This window comes from Gordonia polyisoprenivorans NBRC 16320 = JCM 10675 (genome assembly GCF_000241325.1).
GTDB classification, from domain to species: domain Bacteria; phylum Actinomycetota; class Actinomycetes; order Mycobacteriales; family Mycobacteriaceae; genus Gordonia; species Gordonia polyisoprenivorans.
This window is the reverse complement of sequence record NZ_BAEI01000031.1, coordinates 191,236-212,289: the sequence shown is the minus strand read 5'-3', so window position 1 is coordinate 212,289 and position 21,054 is coordinate 191,236. Positions and strand designations below refer to the sequence as shown.

The window sequence follows — 21,054 nt, the reverse complement described above, 5'->3', positions numbered from 1 at the left end:
GAAAGGCCTCCGCCATCGGATGGGAGGTGTTCGAGTATCAGGTACCCCCGACCTCACCGCTTCACCCCACGCCGGTCGTCGGCCGTCGAGAACAGTTGCCACACCGGGCCGGTCACCAACCAGATGACGGTGACCACCCCGAGCATCCCGAATGTCCCACGGAGGTCGGCGGCTTGCTGATCGTCGGCCACGGTGACCGACAGGAGTAGCACCGCGCCCGCGGCGATCGCTGCCGCGATCAGCCACAGCCCGAACAGCACCAGTTCGTGGCGCATCGCGGCAGCGCCACCGCGAGGTGGTCGGGCCGGCGCCGGTGCACCGGCAAACCAGTGAGCGAAACGTGCGTCCGCCCAGGTGATGATCGAATGGCCGAAGGCCACGGTGACACCGAGGTAGATCCCGGCCAGCCGGTGCACCGTCGTCACCTCGGTGCCATGCGAAAGATCAACGGCCACAGCGGCGAGCAAGAACAGGTCCACCAACGGCACCAGCGCCAACACCACCGTCGACGCCCGGCGCCTGCGCAGGATGTAGCGAATCGACATCCCCGCGCACACCAGCACCCAGAACCCGATCTCGCACCCGACGATGACCCACAGGACCGGTGACCGCAACACTTCATCTGTCATGTCACCACGGTGGCGCGCATACCAACCCGACCGCATCGGCCATCCCATCGAGCACTCCTGGGTCGGGAGAAGTCATCCTTTCGTCGGATGACCGGAATGTCGGCTCGTGCGACGATGGGTGCATGTGGCGACTTCCGGTGTCCCGCGAGCTGCTCAACGACGTCGGCCTCACGCTGCTGTTCCTGGCCCTGGGCGTCAGCCTGTACGCGACCGGCCTCGGGGTGCTCGACGAGAACGCGAGCCCGCTACCCACGTGGTTATGCCTTGTCTCCCTGGGTTTCGCGTCGTGCTCTCAGCTGTTCCGTTCGCGGCATCCGGCCATCGCACTCACCGGGGTGAATGCGGCGCTGGCGCTGGACTCACTGACCGTCCCGTCCATCGGGGTGTGGTTGGTGTTCTCCGACATCGTCTACTCCACGTGTGTCTACGGCGGTGCTCGCCTGGTCCGCGTGCTGTACGGGCTGGCCGCCGTCGTGGCGGTCGCGACGTTCTTGCTGGTCTCCGTGGTCGCCCACGATGACTGGCGGTTGCTCTTCGTATGTGTGCTGTGGTTGCTCGCACTGATCGGCTCGCCGCTCGCGTACGGGCTGGCCGTGCGCGAACACCGCAGCGCGTTGTCCCTGGAACGCGAACACTCGCGGGCGATGGCCGAACTCGGCGAGCACGAGCAGATCGAGGCCGTCGCCGACGAACGGCGTCGCCTGGCCCGCGAACTGCACGACGTGATCGCCGGTCGGTTGTCGGCGATTGCGGTGCAATCGGCTGCGGCGCTGCAATATCCGGAGAACACCGCCCTCGCGGGGAAGGCTTTGGCCGCGGTCCGGGCGAGCAGCGTGGAAGCGCTGACCGAGATGCGCGGGCTGATCGATCTGCTCTCCGACGGCAGCGAGCACAGCACCGACGGCCGACACACCACTGCCGGTCTGCGACGTATCGATCGGTTGACCGAACCGATCGCCGAGTCCGGCACCGACATCGCCGTGGAGATACCTGCCACGATCACCGCCGCCGACGGCATCGATGCGTTACCGCCGGTCGTCGACATCGCCGCGTTCCGCATCGTCGCCGAAGCGTTGACGAATGCCGCCACACATGCACCGGGACAACCGATCCGGGTGCGGATCACCCATGCGGACGACACGCTGGTCCTCGACATCTGTAATCGACTCGCCGCTCACCACGATCACCATCCGACCGGCGATCGTCACACCGGACGCGGCCTGGTCAACATGCGCACTCGCGCCCACGCGGTCGGCGGAAGGCTCTGCGTCGAGCGCGGCACCGACGAATTCCGGGTCACCGCAACACTTCCGACAACCTCCTCCGATGCACCGAGGATTCACCCGTGACGACGATCCTGATCGCCGACGACCACGCTGCCATCAGGGCCGGTCTGCGGATGATGCTCGAGCCGGCCGAGGGGATCGACGTCATCGGGGAGGCCACCGACGGCGACCAGGCGATCACCGGCGCCCGCGACCTGCGCCCCGACGTCGTCCTGATGGACGTCCGGATGCCCGGGACCGACGGCATCCGCGCCACCGAAGTGATTGTCGGCGAGGGAATCTGCCCGGTCGTCGTCCTCACGACGTTCGACCTCGACGAGTATGTCTTCGGCGCGCTGCGGGCCGGGGCGAGTGGATTTCTGCTGAAGACGGCGTCGGCGGAGGTCATCATCGATGCCGTCCGCGCCGTGGTGCGTGGTGACGCGGCATTGTCGCCGGAGATCACCCGCCGCGTTGTCGACGCGGTCCGGACCACGCCCGGCGGCTCACCCACTCCCCCACCACCCACCGCTCTCGACGATCTCACCGCCCGCGAAAGAGATGTGCTGCGTTGCCTCGGTGAGGGTTTGGCCAACGCGGAGATCGCTTCAACCCTGTTCATCACCGAGGCGACGGTGAAGACGCACGTGTCGCGGGTGCTGATGAAACTCGGCCTGGAATCGCGGGTGCAGGCTGCCATCTTGGTACGCGACTTGGGCGGGGTGTGAGCGTCAGATCCTGGCCTCCGGCGGTCGACGAGCGTGCGCCGTCACGGGATCAGCACGATCTTTCCGTGCGTATGGCGCTTCGCCAGCTCTCGGTAGGCCTCGCGCACCTGAGTCAATGGGTATGTTGCGGCGACGGGGATCACGAGCTCTCCGGTCGCGATCGACGACGCGAGCCGGCCCAGCGTAGCCCCATTCTGTGCCTGCGCCTGGCCGTCGCTCTTGACGCCGAATTCCTCGACGGCCGCGAAATCGATGATCGTATTGATCCGATCGGGAGCCACACCGAGTTCGATCGCCAATGCGACGTATCCGCCGCCGAAAAGGTCGATGAAGGCGTCGATACCACCGCCTGCTGCGGCCTCGATACGTTCGCGCTGACCAGGGCCGTAGGTCACCGGAATCGCCCCCAGCGAGGCCAGCCAGGCGTGGTTGGCCTCACTCGCGAGGCCTATCACCGTGGCGCCGGTCGCCACCACAAGTTGCACCGCAACGGTTCCCACGCCACCCGCCGCACCGGCAATGACCACCACTTCACCACGAGTCGATGCGACCGCGGCGACTGCAGCGGTCGCGGTGAATCCGACGACGGCCAGACCGCCGGCCACCTCCCATCCGACTTCGGCCGGTTTCACGGCCAGTTGCTCGGCGTCGACGACGACGTACTCGGCATGACTGGCCCGGTCGTCGGTCCACCCGATCACCTCGTCCCCCACAGCCACACCGGTGACTCCGGAACCGACATCGGCGACCACGCCGGCGAAGTCGGTGCCCTCACCGGAGGGAAAGGTCGCGGGCCAACGTTCGTGGAACACACCCTCGCGGATCGCTACCTCACCGGGATTGATCCCTGCGGCGCGCACATTCACCAACACCTGACCGGCACCCGGGGTCGGCGTCGGCACCTCGGCGACGTAGAGCACGTCCACACCGCCGTAGGTGTCGAATCGCACTGCCTTGGAGAGCTTGTCTGCGTGAGACATGACGCGTCCTCTTTCTGGGGGTCGTTGGTTCTGTGGGTCGGTGCGCCATCGACGCCGACACCGCCGGAGCACACCGCAGTCAGTACACCCCGAGGTGGCTGCCGACCACCATGGCCGAGGCGCTCGTCCCACATGTCCGAACGTCTCATCGTATGGACGCTCAGTGCATGCAACGCTAGATTCGACGGTGTGGACGTCCTCGCCGACCTGCTGTCCCGCGCTCATGCTCGCGGTGCCATGTTCGGGCATTGGCAACTCACCGGCGAGTGGGGCCTGGAGTTCGACGAGGGCGCCAACCCCTTGTCGATACATACCGTGATCGGCGGCGATCTCACCGTCGAACGCGACGGGAAGCCGCCCGAGCGGGTACGCCAGGGCGATCTGATCGTCATCCGGGGTGGTCGTACGCGGTTCGTCTCCACCCCTGGCGCGCCGGCGATGAGCCTGACACGGGCACAGGCGGCAGGACCTGTGCCCGGCACCTCCCGAACATTTGCCCTGGGACCGGACAGCCACGGGTCATGCACCGAAATACTCTGTGGTGCTTATCGATTCGAAGGTGGATTGTGTACGACACTACTCACGTCACTGCCGGACCTCGCGGTGGTGTCGAGCGCGGGTGATCGTCGACTGGGTGCACTGATCACATTGCTCGCCGACGAGATCCGCGCTACTGAACCCGGCCAACAGACGGTTCTCGACCGGCTCATCGACCTCCTCCTCGTCGCAACGCTTCGGGCGCTGTGGACGCGGGGCGATACGTCTGCACCGCAGTGGTATTCCGCGTTGGCCGACCCGGTCGCCGGGGCCGCATTGCGGGCGATGCACGCCGACCCGGCGCGTGCGTGGACAGTCGCCGACCTCGCCGCGGAAGCGAAGCTCAGTCGCGCGGCATTCGCCCGCCGCTTCACCACGGTCACCGGCGTACCGCCGCTGTCTTACCTCACCACCTGGCGGATGACACTCGCCAAGGAGGCCCTCGCCTCGTCTCCCGCATCATTGGCCGCGATCGCCGGACAGGTCGGCTATGCCGACGAATTCTCTTTCGCCACTGCGTTCAAACGCGAGGTGGGCGAAGCACCGGGCCGATTCCGTGCCCGGGTCGACGCCGCCGACCGAGCGTGACCACTGCCCCGCTGCCCGGCGCAGTGCATCGCGGTACCGCCTCAGCACCCACCCGCCGGCCGCCCGGCGAACCGGCCCTGCAAGAAGGTCCACGCGTCGGCGGTGAATGGCCCGAAGGCACGGAGGTGATCGTCACCTCGGTAGACGTGCACCGCCGTGGAAAGCCCACGGCTGCAATAGCTTCTCGCAAGTCCGACGACGTCGCCGACCAGCATCACCCCGTCGCCGCGGCCGTCGGCGTCGCCGATGCCGAGCATCATCGGTGTGCGCGGTGTCCCGACCGATCCCATGATGTTGGCGTCGATGGCCGCCGGGATTCCGGGAACGTCGAGTAGGGACGGGTATTGCGGCTTGAGCAATGACGCGTCGGTCAATCCCGGGTACTTACCGAGGAAGTCGTTGATGCACTCCCCGCGAATCTCATTGAGAACCTGTGTTCCCTTGGGAGACAAATACTGTCCGATGCCGATGTCGTAGGTGCGGTCGTAGACGTTCATCAGCGCGGGGATGACCGCCGACCACCGCGGCGTGCCGTTGACGTAGGGAAGGTTGTGGGCCGGGTTCACGAGCACTCCGCCGGCCGCGGCACCGACCAGATTCAGCTCGGGGGCGTAGGCCGGGGCGAGTTCGGCGCCGAAGCCGGTGGGGATGGAGCCGCCGGAATAGCCGAACAGACCGACCGGCGTGGACGCCGGGACACCCAGATGACGCTCGGCGGCACGGATGCTGTCGAGCGCCGCATACGCCGATCCCCGGCCGATCGTCCACCGCAGTTGCGGCCCTTCATAATCCGGCACCACGACGGTGTATCCCGCGGCGACCATCGTGGTGATCATCGCGAGATCGATGGGCGCCGCTTGTGACGATCCGCCCCGGAGCGTGTACGACGGATCGCATTGACTGCCGAGCGCATCGTAGAACTCGTGATAGGACACGATCTTTCGCGCCGACCCGGGCGCAGCACCAGGCGGGGAGATGATGGTGGTCACCGTCGAGGACGGTCTGCCGAACGTGTCGGTCGTCCGATACAACAGCTGGGTCGCCTGCGCCGGCAGGCCCGTTCCGGCGTAGCCGAGGGCAACCTCACGCTGGCGCAGGATGGCGCCCGGCCGTGCCGACGAGAGCCCGGCAGTCGGTGTGTAGAACGGGTCGGCACTCGGCGGGGCCGGCGGCGCAGCGTGGGCCGGCCCGGCCGACAGTCCCCCCGTCACCAATGCGCACAGTGCGAGGAACACGATCACTACGAGAGCGCGGCGCCGCGCACGTCCGGGGGTCGACATGCCAGTCATTGTGTCGCGCGGGCGCCGACAGCGTGCAGTGAACGCCTCAGCCCGCCGCCTCCACATTCGCCACCGCCGACGACATGGCGACGATGATGGCGCCGGCGATCGCCACCAAGAACGCGACGCCGGCCACCACCGCCCAGCCGTGCCGGACGGTGTCGCCGAGCAACACGATTCCCGCCACACCGGGCACCACGGTCTCCCCGACCACCAACGACGCCGCGGCGGCGCTCACCGACCCGGTCTGCAGAGCGACGGTGAACAAATAGAACCCGCCCACCCCGCACACCACAACCGCGTAGGCGGCCGGATCGGTCAACAACCGGCCGAGGTCGAACGGGGAGACGCCGTCGACGACGCGCACGGCGATCGCGAGAATCCCGAACAGCACGCCACCGAGCAGTCCGGCCCCGACGGCGACACGCGCTCCGGAGAACCGCATCACCACCAGACCGAATCCGATCAGCACGGCACCGGCGATCAGCACACCCCAGTGCAGGGATCGTCCGGCGTCGTCGTGGCCCTCCTCGCCGGCCGCGATACCGAGAACGGTGAGCGCGGCGATCACCAGCACGATTCCCATCCAGTCACGCACCGACAACCGCGCGTGCAACACCACCATCGCCAACAATGCGGTGACCACCAGGTTCGCCGCGATGATCGGTTGCGCGACGAACAATGGCATGGTGCGCGCCGCAACCATGTTCCCGATGAATCCGAGAGCGTCGAGAACGAAGCCGATCAGGAAGGAGACGGTGATCATCGCCGCGAATGTCGAGGCTGCGCTCGGCACCTCGTCTTGCTGTGCACCGTCGTCGACCTCGGCGGCGCCACGGGCCTGTAGTACCGACGCGGTGCCGTAGGCCAAGGCGGCGAGGACGGCGGCGACGAACCCGACGATCACGCCTCAGTCCTTGCCGGTGCCGTGGTCGGAGCCCGATTCCAATGCCGTACGCGGCGTCGCGGATTCGAGCGGACGCGGGCGATGCTCGTGGTGGTAGGCCGCCGCCTCCGCGTGCTCGACGGCCTGCACCGCGCTCGACGACGACACGATGACACCGCCGATGACCGCGGCGATGAACGCGATGGTGGTGGGGATCTCCCAGCCATTGGTGATGGTGTCGCCGAGCAGCAGGATGCCGATCGCACCCGGGATCACCGTCTCGCCGACGACGAGTGCGGCGGCGGCACCGTTGACCGATCCGGTTTGCAGCGCAACGGTGAACAGATAGAAGCCGAGGATGCCACTGAAGGCGAGTCCGTAGAGCGCCGGGTCGGTGAGCAGATGCGTCGCAGAGAACGGCGAGAGGCCGTGTAGGACACGCGAAGCCACCGCCATGACGCCGAACATCGCACCGGCGACGAGCCCGGTGGCCGAGGCGATGTGCTTGTGCAGCACACGCATCAGTACCAGTCCGAGGCCGAACAGCAGGAACGTCGCGACCAGCGTCGCCCAGTGCATCCATTGCTCGTTGCGCGTTCCCTCGGGTCCGGCGCCGACGGCGAGCAGGACGAGCGCGGCGATGACGACCGTGCCCGCGATCCAGTCGCGCGTCCGCAACGACACATGCAGGATCACCATGGCGAGCACCGCGGTGACCACCAGCCGCGCGGCGATGATCGACTGCGAGAGGAACAACGGAATGAGGCGCGCGGAGAGAATCGTTGCGCCGAAACCGATCACGTCGAAGAACAGACCCAGCAGAAACGGCCACTTGATCATGGTGCGGGCCGTGGATCGCAGACTCGGGTGCGCCCGTTTGGCGGCCTTGGTCGTCGTCGCGGTCGCCGTGCCACCGGCATTCGCCGGGGCGGCGGCGCGCTGTTCGGCGGCCTCTCGTCGTGCGGTCCATTCGGCGGCCATCGACTGCAGGACCGCGGCCAACGCGAACGCCACCGAGCCGATGACCGCGGCGATGACACCGGGCATCATCGCGCACTCACCGCCATCTCTCGCCCTGCCGTTTCCACGCGACTGTCATCTCTGCGCGACCGTCATGTCATGCCCATCTGTGCGCTGCCGATCCCGCCATCATGCCGGGGTCAGCACCTCCGTGCCGACAAACCGGGCCAACTCCTCGGGCAGACGTACCGAGCCGTCGGCCTGTTGATGGTTCTCCAGGATTGCGACGAGCCAGCGGGTGGTCGCCAGCGTGCCGTTGAGGGTCGCAGCGGTCTGCGGTTTGCCGGATTCGTCGCGGTAACGGATCGAGAGCCGACGTGCCTGGAACGTCGTGCAGTTCGACGTCGAGGTCAGCTCGCGATAGGTGTTCTGCGTCGGAACCCATGCCTCACAGTCGAACTTGCGGGCTGCCGAGGATCCCAGGTCACCACCGGCGACGTCGATGACGCGGTAGGGCACGTCGATCGCGGCGAGCATCTCCTTCTCCCACGCCAGCAGTTTCTGGTGTTCTGCCTCGGCGTCCTCGGGTTTGCAGTAGATGAAGCCCTCGACCTTGTCGAACTGGTGCACGCGGATGATGCCCCGGGTGTCCTTGCCGTAGGAGCCGGCTTCGCGGCGGAAGCACGTCGACCAGCCGGCGTAGCGCTTCGGCCCGTCGGACAGGTCGAGGATCTCGTTCATGTGATAGCCGGCCAACGGCACCTCCGAGGTGCCGACGAGGTACAGGTCGTCCTCCTTGTCGAGGTGATAGACCTCGTCGGCGTGGGCGCCGAGGAATCCGGTGCCGCCCATGACCTCCGGGCGCACCAGCACCGGCGGGACCATCAACGTGAAGCCGTTGGCGGTGGCCTTCTGTGCGGCCATGGTGAGCAGGCCGAGCTGCAGCAGTGCGCCCTGACCGGTGAGGAAGTAGAACCGCGACCCCGACACCTTCGCGCCGCGCTCCATGTCGATCAGACCGAGCGACTCGCCGAGTTCGAGGTGGTCCTTCGGGTTCTCGATGGTCGGCGGCTCACCGACGTGCTCGAGCACCACGTAGTCGTCCTCGCCGCCGGCCGGGGCGCCCTCGACGATGTTGGAGATCGCGATGTGTGCCGCCTGCGACCGTTCGTCGGCCTCGTTCTGACGCGCGACTGCGGCCTTGACCTGCTCGGCGAGTTCCTTGCCCTTGGCCAGCAGCGCGGTCTTCTCCTCGCCCGAAGCCTTGCCGACCTGCTTGCCCAACGCCTTCTGTTCCGAACGCAGGGAGTCGGCCTCGACGATCGCCGCACGTCGCGTGGCGTCGGCGTCGAGGAGTTGGTCCACCAGACCCGCGTCTTCGCCACGAGCCTGCTGCGAGGCGCGGACACGGTCGGGATCTTCGCGCACAATCTTGAGGTCGATCACGATGTCAAACCCTACTTGAGCAGGCCGGGCCCGCCCGGATCAGGAGTGCGGCGCTCAGCGCCGGCTCAGCGGTTCCACAGGGCGAGATAATCGTCGCGCCCGAACATGACGGCCGTGTCGTGGGCGGTGGGTGTGCCGGCGTGCGGGTCGGCACCCGCCTCGAGCAAACTCGCGACGACGTCGTCGTACCCCTTGAACACCGCGCCGGCCAGCGGGCTCTGACCGCGATCGTTGGCGAGGTTCACGTCGGCGCCGTGGGCGGCGATCGCGGCGACGGTGTCGGCGTGGCCGTGGTAGGCCGCGAGCATCAACAGCGAATCACCGGACTGATTGCGCAGGTCGACGGGCACTCCGGCGTCCAGATAGGCCGCGAGATCGGCGGTCACACCACGGCGTGCCAGGTCGAACAGTCGGGTCGCCAAGGCGACGACCTCCGGATCGATCTCGTCGGGTTCGGGGCTCACCCGGCCGAGTGTAGGGCGTGGGGCCCTCGGTGATCGCCGGGTCACCAGGCATCATGGAGGACGATGAGTGACGAAGCCCACCGCGACGAGGCGGACGAGGACCAGGCGAACGAGACCGTCGACCTGAGCAAGTCCGGCGATCGGGCGGCGAACGAGCAGACCACCCGGTTCGCGCCGATCGCCGACGACACCGCGACCCGACCACAGGCGTGGTCGGCGGCCGGGGCGAGCGATGACTCGGACGCCACCGGTTTCGGGGACACCGCTGGTTTCGGGGACACCACCGGGGTCGAGCCCGCCGATGAGGACTCCGATCCGCCCCCCGCCGATTCCCGCGGGTGGCTGCAGCGCAATGCGGTGCGGGTCGGGCTCGCCGCGATCGTCGTCGGTGCCCTCGTTGCCGCCGGGGTGGCGTTCGCGATGGGCACGTTCAACGATCGCGGCAGCGTGGGTGGCACCGACATCGGGCAGAGTGAACGCCTCGCGGAGAACGCCTTCACCCAATCGGTCGCCGGGGACTGCCTGACCTGGCCGGAGAACCGGCCGGGCGATCCGGCGAAGGTCGACTGCGCCACCGAGCATCGGTTCGAGGTGGCCGGCGCCCTGAACACCGCGCTGCTGCCGGGGTCGGAGTTCGGCGACTCCGCGCCGTGGCCCGGGCCCGAGCGATTCGGTCAGATCCGCGACGAGCAGTGCCCGGTGATCGTCAACCGCTACCTCAACGGTCGACTCGACCCCGATGGCCGGTTCTCGGTGGGACTGATGTATCCGTCGGATCAGCAGTGGGCCAAGGGCGCTCGCGAGTTGCGCTGCGGTCTGCAGATCACCGGCGCCGACGGCACGCCCCAATTGTTCTCCGGCAAGGTCGGCGAGCAGGACCAGTCCTTCCAGTGGCCGGCCGGCACCTGCATCGGCATCGATGCCGCGACACGTCGCGTGGCGTCGCCGCCGACGGTCGTCAATTGTTCGGAGCCGCATGCCTTCCAGACCACCGGCATCGTCGATCTCGCACAGCGTTTCGGTGACGCCACCTCGGGCAAGCCGTGGCCGGGCGAGAAGGCGCAGAACGAATATCTGACGACGATCTGCCCCGGTCAGGCCGAGCGATTCGTCGGCGGCAAACAGAAACTCGATGCCACCACCCTCAACACCCAGTGGTCGGTGATCAGCGAACCCCGATGGCTGTCGGGAAGCCGAAAGGTCGTGTGCTTCTTGGGGCTTCCCGACCGCGGCGGCTTCGCAACCCTCGTCGGCGACGCGCGCGGCACCGTCCTGGTCAACGGCAAGGTCCCGCAGCCGCCCGCGCCGGGCCCGTCCGGGCGCGCCACCCCGACGCCGGTCCCGCTGCCGCCGGGGGTCACCCCCAACCCGTTCGAGACCGCGGCTCCGGCCGGGTAGGGACCCATGACCGTACACATGCGCGACGAGGAATTCGAGGAACTCGTCGGCGACGCCCTCGACGCGATCCCATCCGAACTCACCGACGCGATGAGCAACGTGGTCATCCTGATCGAGCCGCGCAACCCCGAATCCCCGAACATCCTGGGACTGTATTCCGGTGTGGCACTGACCAAACGGACCCACGACTACGGCGGGTTCCTGCCCGACACGATCCACATCTACCGGGAGCCGATCCTCGCCATGTGCCACACCCGCGAGCAGGTGGTGCGGGAGGTGGCGATCACCGTGATGCACGAGGTCGGGCACCACTTCGGCATCGACGACGAGTGGCTGCACGCCAACGGGTGGGGCTGAGGGCCGCCCGAAGTTGCCGGCGGTTCAGCCCATCGGGTTGTCGCCCACCGAGTCGCCGGTGACGACGAGCGGCTCGTCGACGGCCTCGCCGAACGGCGCCCGGGTGGCGCCCCACCGATGGCACACCCACAGACCGTCGCGATACTCGAGTTCGACGCTGCCGGTGTTCGGCAGATGCGTTGCGGCGGCGAACTTCCCGTCGATCCCCGCCAACCGTGCGGCGACGAGTCGGATGGCCGCACCGTGGCTGACGACGACCACGTCGGTGGCGTCCGGACCACTCAGGTAGGTGGCGGCGAGTTGATCGATGGCCGGCAGGTAGCGGTCGTAGACCATCTGCAGCGATTCGCCGCCCGGGATGCGGGTGTCGGGGGCGCCGGAGTACCAGGCGTCGAGGACATCCCGGAACACCCCGTGCGCCTCGTCGTCGCTGCGGTCTTCCAGTTCACCGGCCTGCACCTCGTGGATGCCCTCGACGATGCGCGGCTCCACCTCCCACACCGAGCTGATCAGTTCGGCGGTCTGCTGGGCGCGCCGCGCCAGTGAGCTGACCAGGACGGCCGGGCGCTGCGGGTGTTCGGCGATGATGCCGCGGTTCTCCAATCCGTATCGAACACCCTGGCGGACACCGAAATCGGTGAGCGCGGCTCCCGGTAACGCGGTATCGAGGCGACGCATCACATTCGACGTCGTCTCGCCGTGCCGTACCAGGTGCAACCGGGCCATCAGTCCTCTCCTCTGCGTATCCGGGCCAACCACTGCGCGTCGGCGTCGTGGTCGGGCGGCGGGGTGCCGCCACCACTGCCCATCGGCCACGAACCGAGAAACGTTATCCGCTCGGAGCGCCGGTGCAGGGCCTGCAACGCCTCGGCGATGGCGGCGTCGTCGACGTGTCCGACCGCATCGAGGAAGAACCGATACTGCCCGGGCATCGTCACCCCGCGTTCGAGGTCGCGCCGCGGGCGGGACTGGATTCGGGTGAGATCGATTCCTCGCGAAGCGAATTCGTTCATCGCCGACATCAGGCTGCCGGGCTCGTTGGCGAGTTCGAGGATCACCGACGAGCGGTCCGCCCCGGTGCGGGGCAACGGTGCGGACGGCCGCCCGATGAGCAGGAATCGAGTGACGGCGTCGGCGGCATCACACACCCCATCGGCCAGCACCCCCAGCCCCGAGGACTCCGCGGCGAGCCGGGTGGACACCGCCGCATCGGCGCGGCCATCGGCAGCGTCGACCGCGGCCGCCGCGTTGGACGTCGCGGTGACGAATTCGGCTCCCGGGAACAGCTTTTCGACGCTTTCGCGCACCTGCGCCGAGGCCACCGGGTAGGCGGCGATGGTGCGCACATCGGTGGCTGCGGTGCCCGGACGGGCGGCGATGGTGAAGGCGATGTCGAGGTCGCATTCGGCGAAGACCTGCACGCGCGGCACCACGGCGCGGGGGTCGGGCACCAGCGCGTCCATCGTTGCCGGCACCGACCCCTCCAGCGAGCTCTCGATCGGCACGCATGCGAACTCGGCGCGACCGGATCGGACCGCCTCGATGGTGGCGACCGGACTCTTCTCAGGCAGCTTCTCTATGTCGCTCGCGGTGGCACCGGTCAGCGCAGACAGAAGTGACGCGTCGGCGAGGAACTTGTCGAGGGCCATCTCGGTGAAGGTTCCGGGCGGGCCGAAGTACGCGAACTGTGTCACGACAAGAGCCTAATCGAGAACGCTGTCGAGATCGCCTCAGCGCGAGTCTCACCATTGACGACAGACGGATCGAGATTTAGGTTAGGGTTCCCTTCATTTCAATCGGTTCGGCGACGAGCCGCGAGTACCACCGCACGACCAGTGAGGATCGCCATGACACGTGCCATCACCGACCGCCCGTCGGACGCCGAGGTGATCGCGACGGCCTGCCGGCGGGCCGATGCGGCCATGCTCGCCATGGAGGATCCGACGCACACATCGAGCAGCGAGCCGACTCCGGTGGATCTGGTGCATCTGTTCGAGTCGCAGGCGTTCCTCCTCGTCCCCACCGACTGCGAGGCGATCGTCATGGCCGGCGATGCCGCCGACGGAGTGCCGGCGATGGTCGAGATCACTGACTGCGCGCCCATCGACCTGCGCGAACGCGTCCGGTCACTGGTCTGGCTGAACGGCACCGCCCACGCAGTGCCCCGCAACCTCGAGCGTGACCTGGCCGTCGAGATCGCGACCGAGCACCCCAACGGCGGCCTGCTCGACATCGGTCACGGCCGGTCGATGATCCGACTGCAGGTCGATCGCGCCGTCGTCGCCAGCAGTTCTGGTGCCGCGGCCGTCGCGGCCGGCGAACTCGCCGTCGCCGATCCCGACCCGTTCTGGGAGTACGAGGGCGAGTGGATCGCCCACCTCGACGCCGACCACGCCGACGTCGTCGGCCAGCTCGCCCGCAAACTTCCCCGCGACCTGCGCAAGGGCCGCGTGCGTCCGCTCGGGCTCGACCGCTTCGGCATCCGCTTCCGCGTTGAGGGCGCCGACGGCGACGCCGACGTCCGCCTCCCCTTCCCCCGCCCGGTCACCGACGTCGGCGAACTCTCCCGAGCGCTGCGCTCCCTGGCCGGCTGCCCGTTCATGAACAGCCTGCCGGACTGACCGTTCCCGGTGCCGGTGTCGGGCACCAGCCGCGACGCCAACCCAACCCCGCGGTGCCAGCCCATCTCCGCGACGCCAAACCAACCCCGCGGCGCCAGCCCATCTCCGATGGTCGAGGTGCGAGGCGCCCCAGGCGCCGAGCCTCGAGACCCCGGTAAGCCGACAACGAAACACCACCCCCGTTCACCGCTCCCGACCTCCCCGCGTCCTGCATGATGGCTGCCATGTGGCGCCAACTCGTCGGTTTTGCGGTGTTCGCCGGAGCGTTGTCGGTCTTCGTCGCGTCGATCAGCGGACAGGGCTTCCCCGGAATGGGCTGCTCGGTGATGTGGGGGTCGGGGTTGTGCGTGAGCTTCGGCGACTCCGGCATCTGGAGGTCCCTGACCATCACAGCAGCGGTCGGCGCATTCCTCGGCTTCATCCTCGGAGCGGTGCTGTGGTGGGCAGGCGTGCGCGTCTCCGGAGCGACCGACAATCGCCTCGGCCGCGTGGTGTGCGCAGGTCTGCTCGGCGTGATCGTCGGGTTGTCGCCGGCGCTTGTCATCGTTGGCACTGCCTTCGCCGGACGCGTGGACTACGACGTGACCACGCAGCTGGCCGCCTACGGGATCAGTGCCGTCCTCGCCTACGTCCTCGGCGTCGCCGCCGTCTACCTGGTCCTGCGAATGTCGAAGGATTCCCGCAGGGAGACAACAGCATTGGCGACCGCGGTCGCATTGCCTCTCGGTGCGGCCGCCGCCACCGGCTCCGGTGTCGCCGTCGCCCGCCATCTCGGCTACACCACCGATATGACGACCTGGGTCGCGACCGTTCTCGCCGCCACCGCGGTCGTCGCCGCGACCTTCGCCCTCGCCCGTGGCTGGGCACTACGGTCGGGGCCGACCGGAAGCGCCGCATCCGACCAGGATTCTCCGCAGCCAGCCCTGTGACCGACCCGCTGACCTGTTTTCAGTCATTCCCGAAGTGGCTGCGGCACAAAAGCCCAGGTCAGATCTCGCGTCTACTTTCGAAATGACTGAAAACAGGCGATCGACGGGATGGAGCGGTGGCTACGACGTTCGATCCAGCGAAATCACTTGACTAACTATTCTTCACTTGCGAATATCAAGCGCATGCGTAGCTACGGCCAGTACTGCGGGCTCGCTCGATCGCTCGAAGTGGTCGGCGACCGATGGAACCTGCTGATCGTGCGCGAACTTCTGATGTCCCCGGCTCGCTATCGCGACCTTCTCGACCGGCTTCCCGGCATTGCGACCAACCTGCTCGCCGGTCGACTCCGCGATCTCGAGACCGCCGGCGTTCTCGAACGCCGTCTGACGGGCACGGGCAGCACCGTCGAGTACGCGTTGACGCCGTGGGGCGCGCAGCTACGCGAACCCATCGAGGGCTTCATCCGCTGGTCTACTCCGTTGATGATCCGCGGCCCGGAGGGCGACGAGTTCCGGCTCGAATGGCTGGCCCTCGCCGTTCCAGCGTTGCTCGACAGGCGCGTGACCGACCGCTCGGCCCCGACGATCGGGCTTGACGTGGGTGACGAACCGCTGCAATTGCGAACGACGCGTTACGGATTCGAGGTCTTGCCGCACGACGGTCGCGACCTCGTCGCCACGGTGCGCGCCGAGCCTGCTTACGTCCTCGGGCTGGCCGCAGGCGCCTTCACTCTCGACGACGCACTGGCGCTGTCGCTGATCGAGATCGACGGCGACGAGTCGGCGGTGCGCGCCGCGTTTGCTGCGTGAGATGCGATTTCGACTCATTGCTCAGCTCGGTGCCGGAAGCCAACGGTCACCGTCCCAGCTCCACTCCACGGGATCGCCGTCAACAGCAATGGCAGCGAGATCAAGCCACCGCGTGGCATCGGGGTTCCACCCTGCGAGCACGGTGGCGCAGTCGTTGTCGCCCAAAGGAATTGCGATCCCGGGGGTCGAAAGGTATCCGTGAACGCTGAAGTGCACAGCGTCATACTCGGTGACAACCTCGGACCAGTCCGGAATGAACCAGCGACCATCGCGTCCAGTGGTGTGGTACCAATCCGTTCGCTTCGAAGCGGTCACCTCGAGCGGATAGGCATCGACCAGGTCGGCCCAGTCCCCGGGTGAGGCGATTTCGCAGACCCGTGGAGATGGGGTCACAGCAACCTTCCACGCGCGGGCTTCGTCTTTCGACAACGAATCCTCGTCCAGGGCGAGGAGAGTGGCCCCGAGCTCGGGGAGGGCCCGGGTTGTTTCCACCGTTTTGCTGGGCCATCCCGGGATCGACCACCATTGACCAGAAGTTCCGGAACTGGCATGACTGGGCCGCCGAGCACGATGACGTGCTTCCGTCGCCGTGACGTGACGGCGCCACTCGTCGAGTTCGGCGGTGGCATCGAGCTGTGGGCGTGTCCATTGCGGCCAGGACTCGGAGGACGACTTGAAGTGGGCCAATCGCTGCCCGTCGAGGTCTATCGGTTCCGCCCACCACGCGGCGGGGGGGTGCAGTCATTACGGTGTCGGCAATCGGTCGGAGCGCAGCAACGACCTCCGGATCGGCGAGTAGCACGTCCTCGTCATCGGGCGGCTGCCAGTAGCGGGCGAAGTCCACCGCCATTCCCAACGCCCAGAGGAGGTCCAATTCGGAGAACGCCGATACTCGCGGGATGTCCATGGCCGCGATCTCCGCACAGGCCTCGGTCGGAGTATCAGCTCGCCTCCGCTCGGCCTGCAGAACATCGCCATCGCTGTTGCAGAGGTACACGACGTTGGCACAGAAACGCCTGCCGCGCGGCGAGGCCAGGATATCCACAGGGCTCATTCTGGCGACTCTTTCGGCGCATCAGGCCCTTTCGTCCGCCGACGTAGGGGCGTGGGGTTCGCGATGGGCTCGCGCCACTCCGCTGTAACAGAGTCGAGAGCGGCAGAGTCTGGATCTCCTCCCAAGTACCGGGTACCGGCGCGGGCGATGAGTGCGTACCAGCCATCTGGCTCGGAATAACGTCCGGCCAATAGATGCACGTGACCGACGCGTAAGAGCCTGTCCTTGTCGAACACGTGGAGGCTCCCGTCGGGTGAGCGGCCACCCATCTGGCTCACGACCATTCGGCCCGTCCGATCACCTTTGAGACATCTGATGACCTCGACGCTGAACTGTGTCCGAGGAATCGACCGGCGCCCCAACTGCTGTGGTACCGCATCGATCTGGGCGAGCACGCGACCGATGACGATCATCTCTGCTGCGCCGGCGACGGCACGCTTGTCGCCGCGGTCGTATCGCCAGGTCGTCATTAGCCTCCTCGGTGTCACCGTTCGTTGCCTGGTCGGCTCACTTCACTCGAGACGATCGTGCTCACTCATCCACCTCCAGATCGACAACGAGTACCTCCTGACTGGCTGCTCCTGCGGCGAGAACCTCGGGGGCGACATCGAGTTCAGTGAAAGTCTCTGTTCCCGCTATCGGCTGGATGGTTTGGCAGTATCCGCGAAATCCCGCCATAGCCAGATTCTCCGAAGTTCGCCAATCCATGACGACCGACACGAGCTGCATGCGAATCACCGTCCCGGAAGTCACGGCAGCCATCACAGTGTCCGACGGCGCGGAGGTGCCAAGGGCTTTCACTGCCCCGGTCAGAACCAGTGGGTCCGGAAAGACGTCATACCCACGGCAATCAATCCGCGCCCCGCCGCGTACGGCGATCCCGCTGACCGTCGCGCGTTTCAGTCCGAACATCCGGATCGGCGGCGCCGCCGGCGTTGGGTAGAGAGTCGTCACCACCCGCCATCCCGGCCGAAGACCCGACCACCAATTGGCGAATTCGCTGTTCCAGAACAGGCGCCAGTGAATGCGTTGGCCCAAGCGAGGCTGTCCCAGTTTCCGATACGCGCGGTAATCGACGTACACCGGCAGGATCATTGCCATCCGTTGTCGCCATCGGCGCCCGGTCGTGCGGGAAGTACTGAGTCACGGACTATTTCAGCGACGTCGACGACCTGCTGCGCCTGTGCGGGCGAGTCGGGCAGGCGGATCAATCGTCGGTTCTCGCAGAGCCAGAATCCCTGATTGCTACGGGCGACCTGTATAGGGATTCGGTCGACGTACCAACGATGAAGAGTCACCAGGGTGCGCGGATCGATGACGGTCACCACCACCCGTCGCTCCTGAGGACCACCAGACAGCGCATGACTGCGCACATAGTCCCGCGAGGCGTCACCATCGAATCCGCTGACCACCGCCGAGATCCAGGCTTCGTCGCCGACGCATCCGCCGTACAGCGGTTCATCGGCGAGTTCTTCGGCGGGTGCGAGGCTGAGATCGTTGTTCACGGTGGCCACCAGTCGACCGAGGAAGAGACGTAACGGTCTGCCCGCCAGAAACATTGGCGCGTAACTCGTTGGCGACGGTAATCTCGGCCCCTCTGTCACCATGCCCGTCGTCGAGACGCGGAAGAGCTGAGTTGCTGCGGATGTCTTATCCCACATATGTAGTGCGACGATCCATCCCGGGGACACTGCATCATCGATCCCGATCGAAGTGACGGCGTCGCTCGCAACAGCTAGATCAACCGTGATCGGCGCTGAATCCACGTGATGGATCGTCCACACGTCATCGTCTGTCTGGATGAGCACCACGTCACCATGAGCGGCGATGTGTACGACACGACGGCTGTCAATCAACTGCCCCGCACCGGCTATCGGTATCCAGAACAGACCCGATTCGCCAAAGAACCAACACCCGAACGATGCCGCCGCGACCGAGTGGAAGGCTTCCGAAGGTGCAGGCAACAGATACTCCGTTGCCTGTGCGCGTGCCGGCTCGTAGCGTACGACGACCGGTAACTCGGCATCGACAACCCACACCGAATCCCCGACGGCCGACAGCGAACTCGGGACGATGCGGGGCCGTAGCTGCGCAGGCGGAACGTCATCGAGGTCCAGTTCGATCAGACCGGCGGTGTCCCAAATGCAGAGCCCGTCGGAATTCGGGGTGGGATCGTTGTCGAAGCCTTGTGGCATGACATCGACATCACGATAGGACCACGGCACCTCGGTCGCCGTTTCCCAGCCACCGTCAGCAGTCTGCCGATACGCCACGGTGATCAGTTGAACTCGGGTGATCCGTCCGCGCACGCGTCCGGTGTCCAGATGCAGACCTGAGGAGAACTGGCCGCTGACCTCGACGTAGCCGGTTCTCGGCCGCTCGCCGTGCCACGTCGCCGACCAACCGTCACCGCGCAGCACACCGGTCCACCACCACCGGCCCTCAGATGCTGTCGAGTCGGCGACGTGAGACGGCCCGCGCGCGTCCAGATCGAGCACACCGCGCACTGTCACGACATCGCGTTTCGGAGCATCCGACGGTGACGATCGAATCTCGCTGAAGCACAACGGGAACTCGGTGACCGCGCCGACCCGCGGAGGGGGCATCGCCTTGTCCATGACGGACATTTCAGCAACGTGCACCAGGAGAGTTCGGTGGCGCCTCATGAGCCTTTCTGCAGAATCGACATGGAACGCAGGCTAGCACGAACCCCCTAGCACGAACCCTAGGTCGGGCACACCCTTCGAATCCCGATCCAGATCGCCGCACTCATGCACACTCTGCGAATCTCATCAGGTCCGTACCCCGGCACATACCGCGATGAAGATCATCCCTTCATTGCCGGCACGCATGAAACGCCGCGATTCAACTGACACGGACACATACTGACCCGGCTGCACCGGGACCTCTTTCCCGTCAACCACCGCCCAGCCGCTACCGCGGATAACGGCGTACATGTCCTCGTTGCCGTCATCAAGATGATCGTGTTGAACGGTTTCGACGCCTGCAGGCAGCTCTACCTGATATACCTCAAAGAGGGACAGACCCAGCGCGTCACTGATGCGCTTGTCGTAGGGGCTTCCGGCCGGGTGCGGCCCGTGCCCTGCCGATACCTCGGCAGCTCGGACGACTTTGTAGACCATTGTTTCCCTCTTCGCTATAGGTGGTCATTGGGATCGAATCACGGATCGGTACCGATAGATCGGACTGCTGCTGTAATCGCGGGTCGGCCGGTGGCGACCGTTCGAACCGGCGGCCGACTCTCTTTCGGCGACACTACCCGCGGTGGATGTCGAGCCCACTCTCGCCTGGCCGTATGTGTTCTTTCAGCTCCCACAGGTCAGTGTACTGGCCGGTGAACTGTGGGCGATATTGGATGGGGTCGTCGGTGAAGAGATTGTCGAGCCTGTTCCACAGGGATTGTTGGACGGGAACGATATCTTTCACAAAATCAGAACTCGCCAGTGCCCACGGTGTCAGGACGCTCATGCCGGTGTAAGCGAGGGTTCCGTGGAGAAGGCCGAAGAGCATCTGAGTCAGCTCGCCGGATTTTCCCCGTGGCCCAATAGCGGACTCGCGGTCGCCGAGGGTCGTGACGACAAAGGCTCGCTTACCGACGAAGGGACCTTGTTCGAAACGCATCTTGCGCCCTGTTTCCGGGTTGATACCGAATGCAAAGCCGCTGATGAAAACGCGATCGAACCAGCCTTTGAGAATTGCGGGCACGCCATACCACCACAACGGAAACTGGATGATCAACGCATCCGCGTCGCACACCTTCTGCTGCTCGACTTGCACTTCGATGGGCTGCGTATCAGACAGAAACGCTCGGCGCGTGTCGCGGCTCACCCGAAACTGGTCAGTCGGCACCTGCTCGGCACGTCCACCATCTCTTGCACGCACCACGGGGTCCCAGCCCATCGAGTAAAGGTCTGATTCGATGACGTGGTTCCCCAATTGGTGCAATCGCTCGACCCCGCTCCTACGCAAAGCCGCGTTGAGTGAGCCGGAGCTCGGGTGAGCACTGAGCCAAAGCACCGTTCGTCTGCTATTGCCATCGTCCATCACTTCATCGTCGGCGCCGAGGGCAGTATCGTCTAGTACGGACATTTCTGTCGCCTG

At 66.4% G+C, this 21,054-nt stretch carries 22 protein-coding genes; 8 read left to right on the top strand and 14 right to left on the bottom strand.

The window, feature by feature from the left end; all coding sequences use genetic code 11:
* Positions 1 to 53: 53 nt before the first annotated feature.
* Positions 54 to 677: a hypothetical protein gene (locus tag GOPIP_RS08465; protein WP_006369215.1), complete on the bottom strand. Its 624-nt coding sequence runs from the start codon at positions 675 to 677 to the stop codon at positions 54 to 56.
* A 74-nt stretch (positions 678 to 751) separates the two neighbouring features.
* Here GOPIP_RS08465 and GOPIP_RS08460 point away from each other — a divergent pair, with 74 nt between their 5' ends.
* Together GOPIP_RS08460 and GOPIP_RS08455 are read left to right on the top strand one after the other, a co-directional pair.
* Positions 752 to 1,978 (top strand): sensor histidine kinase, encoded by a 1,227-nt coding sequence (locus GOPIP_RS08460; RefSeq protein ID WP_006369214.1) that lies wholly within the window; start codon positions 752 to 754, stop codon positions 1,976 to 1,978.
* Positions 1,975 to 2,622 carry a response regulator gene (locus GOPIP_RS08455; RefSeq protein WP_006369213.1) on the top strand — a complete coding sequence of 216 codons (648 nt, stop codon included), beginning with the start codon at positions 1,975 to 1,977 and terminating at the stop codon, positions 2,620 to 2,622. The genes GOPIP_RS08460 and GOPIP_RS08455 overlap by 4 nt, the downstream gene beginning before the upstream one ends.
* Positions 2,623 to 2,663: 41 nt before the next feature.
* Here GOPIP_RS08455 and GOPIP_RS08450 read toward each other — a convergent pair whose 3' ends face one another.
* Positions 2,664 to 3,602 (bottom strand): NADP-dependent oxidoreductase, encoded by a 939-nt coding sequence (locus tag GOPIP_RS08450; protein WP_006369212.1) that lies wholly within the window; start codon positions 3,600 to 3,602, stop codon positions 2,664 to 2,666.
* 189 nt (positions 3,603 to 3,791) lie between these two features.
* Here GOPIP_RS08450 and GOPIP_RS08445 point away from each other — a divergent pair, with 189 nt between their 5' ends.
* On the top strand, positions 3,792 to 4,727 hold the full coding sequence (locus GOPIP_RS08445; RefSeq protein WP_035727504.1) for an AraC family transcriptional regulator: 936 nt from the start codon (positions 3,792 to 3,794) through the stop codon (positions 4,725 to 4,727).
* A 41-nt stretch (positions 4,728 to 4,768) separates the two neighbouring features.
* On the opposite strand, the gene GOPIP_RS08440 is transcribed toward GOPIP_RS08445, so the two are convergent.
* From GOPIP_RS08440 to GOPIP_RS08420, 5 genes are all read right to left on the bottom strand, one after another.
* On the bottom strand, positions 4,769 to 6,016 hold the full coding sequence (locus GOPIP_RS08440) for a lipase family protein (RefSeq protein ID WP_425558230.1): 1,248 nt from the start codon (positions 6,014 to 6,016) through the stop codon (positions 4,769 to 4,771).
* A 37-nt stretch (positions 6,017 to 6,053) separates the two neighbouring features.
* Positions 6,054 to 6,914 (bottom strand): DMT family transporter, encoded by an 861-nt coding sequence (locus GOPIP_RS08435; RefSeq protein WP_006369209.1) that lies wholly within the window; start codon positions 6,912 to 6,914, stop codon positions 6,054 to 6,056.
* 3 nt (positions 6,915 to 6,917) lie between these two features.
* The gene (locus tag GOPIP_RS08430) at positions 6,918 to 7,943 is read right to left on the bottom strand and encodes a DMT family transporter (protein WP_006369208.1); all 1,026 of its coding nucleotides are present in this window, start codon (positions 7,941 to 7,943) and stop codon (positions 6,918 to 6,920) included.
* Between the two features lie 99 nt (positions 7,944 to 8,042).
* Positions 8,043 to 9,299, bottom strand: a complete 1,257-nt coding sequence (serS, locus tag GOPIP_RS08425; RefSeq protein WP_006369207.1) for a serine--tRNA ligase — start codon at positions 9,297 to 9,299, stop codon at positions 8,043 to 8,045.
* Between the two features lie 65 nt (positions 9,300 to 9,364).
* Positions 9,365 to 9,763, bottom strand: a complete 399-nt coding sequence (locus GOPIP_RS08420; protein WP_006369206.1) for an ankyrin repeat domain-containing protein — start codon at positions 9,761 to 9,763, stop codon at positions 9,365 to 9,367.
* Between the two features lie 63 nt (positions 9,764 to 9,826).
* Between GOPIP_RS08420 and GOPIP_RS08415 the strand changes: the two genes are divergently transcribed.
* Together GOPIP_RS08415 and GOPIP_RS08410 are read left to right on the top strand one after the other, a co-directional pair.
* Positions 9,827 to 11,161, top strand: a complete 1,335-nt coding sequence (locus GOPIP_RS08415) for a septum formation family protein (RefSeq protein ID WP_006369205.1) — start codon at positions 9,827 to 9,829, stop codon at positions 11,159 to 11,161.
* 6 nt (positions 11,162 to 11,167) lie between these two features.
* On the top strand, positions 11,168 to 11,518 hold the full coding sequence (locus GOPIP_RS08410) for a metallopeptidase family protein (protein ID WP_006369204.1): 351 nt from the start codon (positions 11,168 to 11,170) through the stop codon (positions 11,516 to 11,518).
* 24 nt (positions 11,519 to 11,542) lie between these two features.
* Here the strand turns inward: GOPIP_RS08410 and GOPIP_RS08405 are convergent, their stop codons facing one another.
* Both GOPIP_RS08405 and pheA read right to left on the bottom strand, forming a co-directional pair.
* Positions 11,543 to 12,244 (bottom strand): histidine phosphatase family protein, encoded by a 702-nt coding sequence (locus GOPIP_RS08405; RefSeq protein WP_006369203.1) that lies wholly within the window; start codon positions 12,242 to 12,244, stop codon positions 11,543 to 11,545.
* A complete protein-coding gene (pheA, locus tag GOPIP_RS08400) occupies positions 12,244 to 13,212 on the bottom strand; it encodes a prephenate dehydratase (protein WP_006369202.1) in 969 nt (322 codons plus the stop codon). Before pheA ends, GOPIP_RS08405 begins: the two co-directional genes overlap by 1 nt.
* A gap of 153 nt (positions 13,213 to 13,365) precedes the next feature.
* Here pheA and GOPIP_RS08395 point away from each other — a divergent pair, with 153 nt between their 5' ends.
* The 3 genes from GOPIP_RS08395 to GOPIP_RS08385 all read left to right on the top strand — a co-directional run bounded on the left by GOPIP_RS08395 (position 13,366) and on the right by GOPIP_RS08385 (position 15,878).
* Positions 13,366 to 14,139, top strand: coding sequence for a DUF2470 domain-containing protein (locus GOPIP_RS08395; protein WP_006369201.1), 774 nt, complete (start codon positions 13,366 to 13,368; stop codon positions 14,137 to 14,139).
* A gap of 224 nt (positions 14,140 to 14,363) precedes the next feature.
* On the top strand, positions 14,364 to 15,068 hold the full coding sequence (locus GOPIP_RS08390) for a hypothetical protein (protein ID WP_244421126.1): 705 nt from the start codon (positions 14,364 to 14,366) through the stop codon (positions 15,066 to 15,068).
* Between the two features lie 183 nt (positions 15,069 to 15,251).
* The gene (locus GOPIP_RS08385; RefSeq protein WP_006369198.1) at positions 15,252 to 15,878 is read left to right on the top strand and encodes a winged helix-turn-helix transcriptional regulator; all 627 of its coding nucleotides are present in this window, start codon (positions 15,252 to 15,254) and stop codon (positions 15,876 to 15,878) included.
* Between the two features lie 21 nt (positions 15,879 to 15,899).
* Here the strand turns inward: GOPIP_RS08385 and GOPIP_RS28570 are convergent, their stop codons facing one another.
* The 5 genes from GOPIP_RS28570 to GOPIP_RS08355 form a co-directional block, all read right to left on the bottom strand.
* On the bottom strand, positions 15,900 to 16,565 hold the full coding sequence (locus GOPIP_RS28570) for a hypothetical protein (protein WP_138944092.1): 666 nt from the start codon (positions 16,563 to 16,565) through the stop codon (positions 15,900 to 15,902).
* Between the two features lie 898 nt (positions 16,566 to 17,463).
* Positions 17,464 to 18,033: a hypothetical protein gene (locus GOPIP_RS08370; RefSeq protein WP_244421125.1), complete on the bottom strand. Its 570-nt coding sequence runs from the start codon at positions 18,031 to 18,033 to the stop codon at positions 17,464 to 17,466.
* Positions 18,024 to 19,559, bottom strand: a complete 1,536-nt coding sequence (locus GOPIP_RS08365) for a hypothetical protein (RefSeq protein WP_035727500.1) — start codon at positions 19,557 to 19,559, stop codon at positions 18,024 to 18,026. Before GOPIP_RS08365 ends, GOPIP_RS08370 begins: the two co-directional genes overlap by 10 nt.
* A gap of 165 nt (positions 19,560 to 19,724) precedes the next feature.
* Positions 19,725 to 20,075 carry a cupin domain-containing protein gene (locus GOPIP_RS08360; RefSeq protein WP_006369190.1) on the bottom strand — a complete coding sequence of 117 codons (351 nt, stop codon included), beginning with the start codon at positions 20,073 to 20,075 and terminating at the stop codon, positions 19,725 to 19,727.
* A gap of 133 nt (positions 20,076 to 20,208) precedes the next feature.
* A complete protein-coding gene (locus tag GOPIP_RS08355; protein WP_238534825.1) occupies positions 20,209 to 21,042 on the bottom strand; it encodes an NAD(P)H-dependent oxidoreductase in 834 nt (277 codons plus the stop codon).
* Positions 21,043 to 21,054 lie beyond the last annotated feature (12 nt).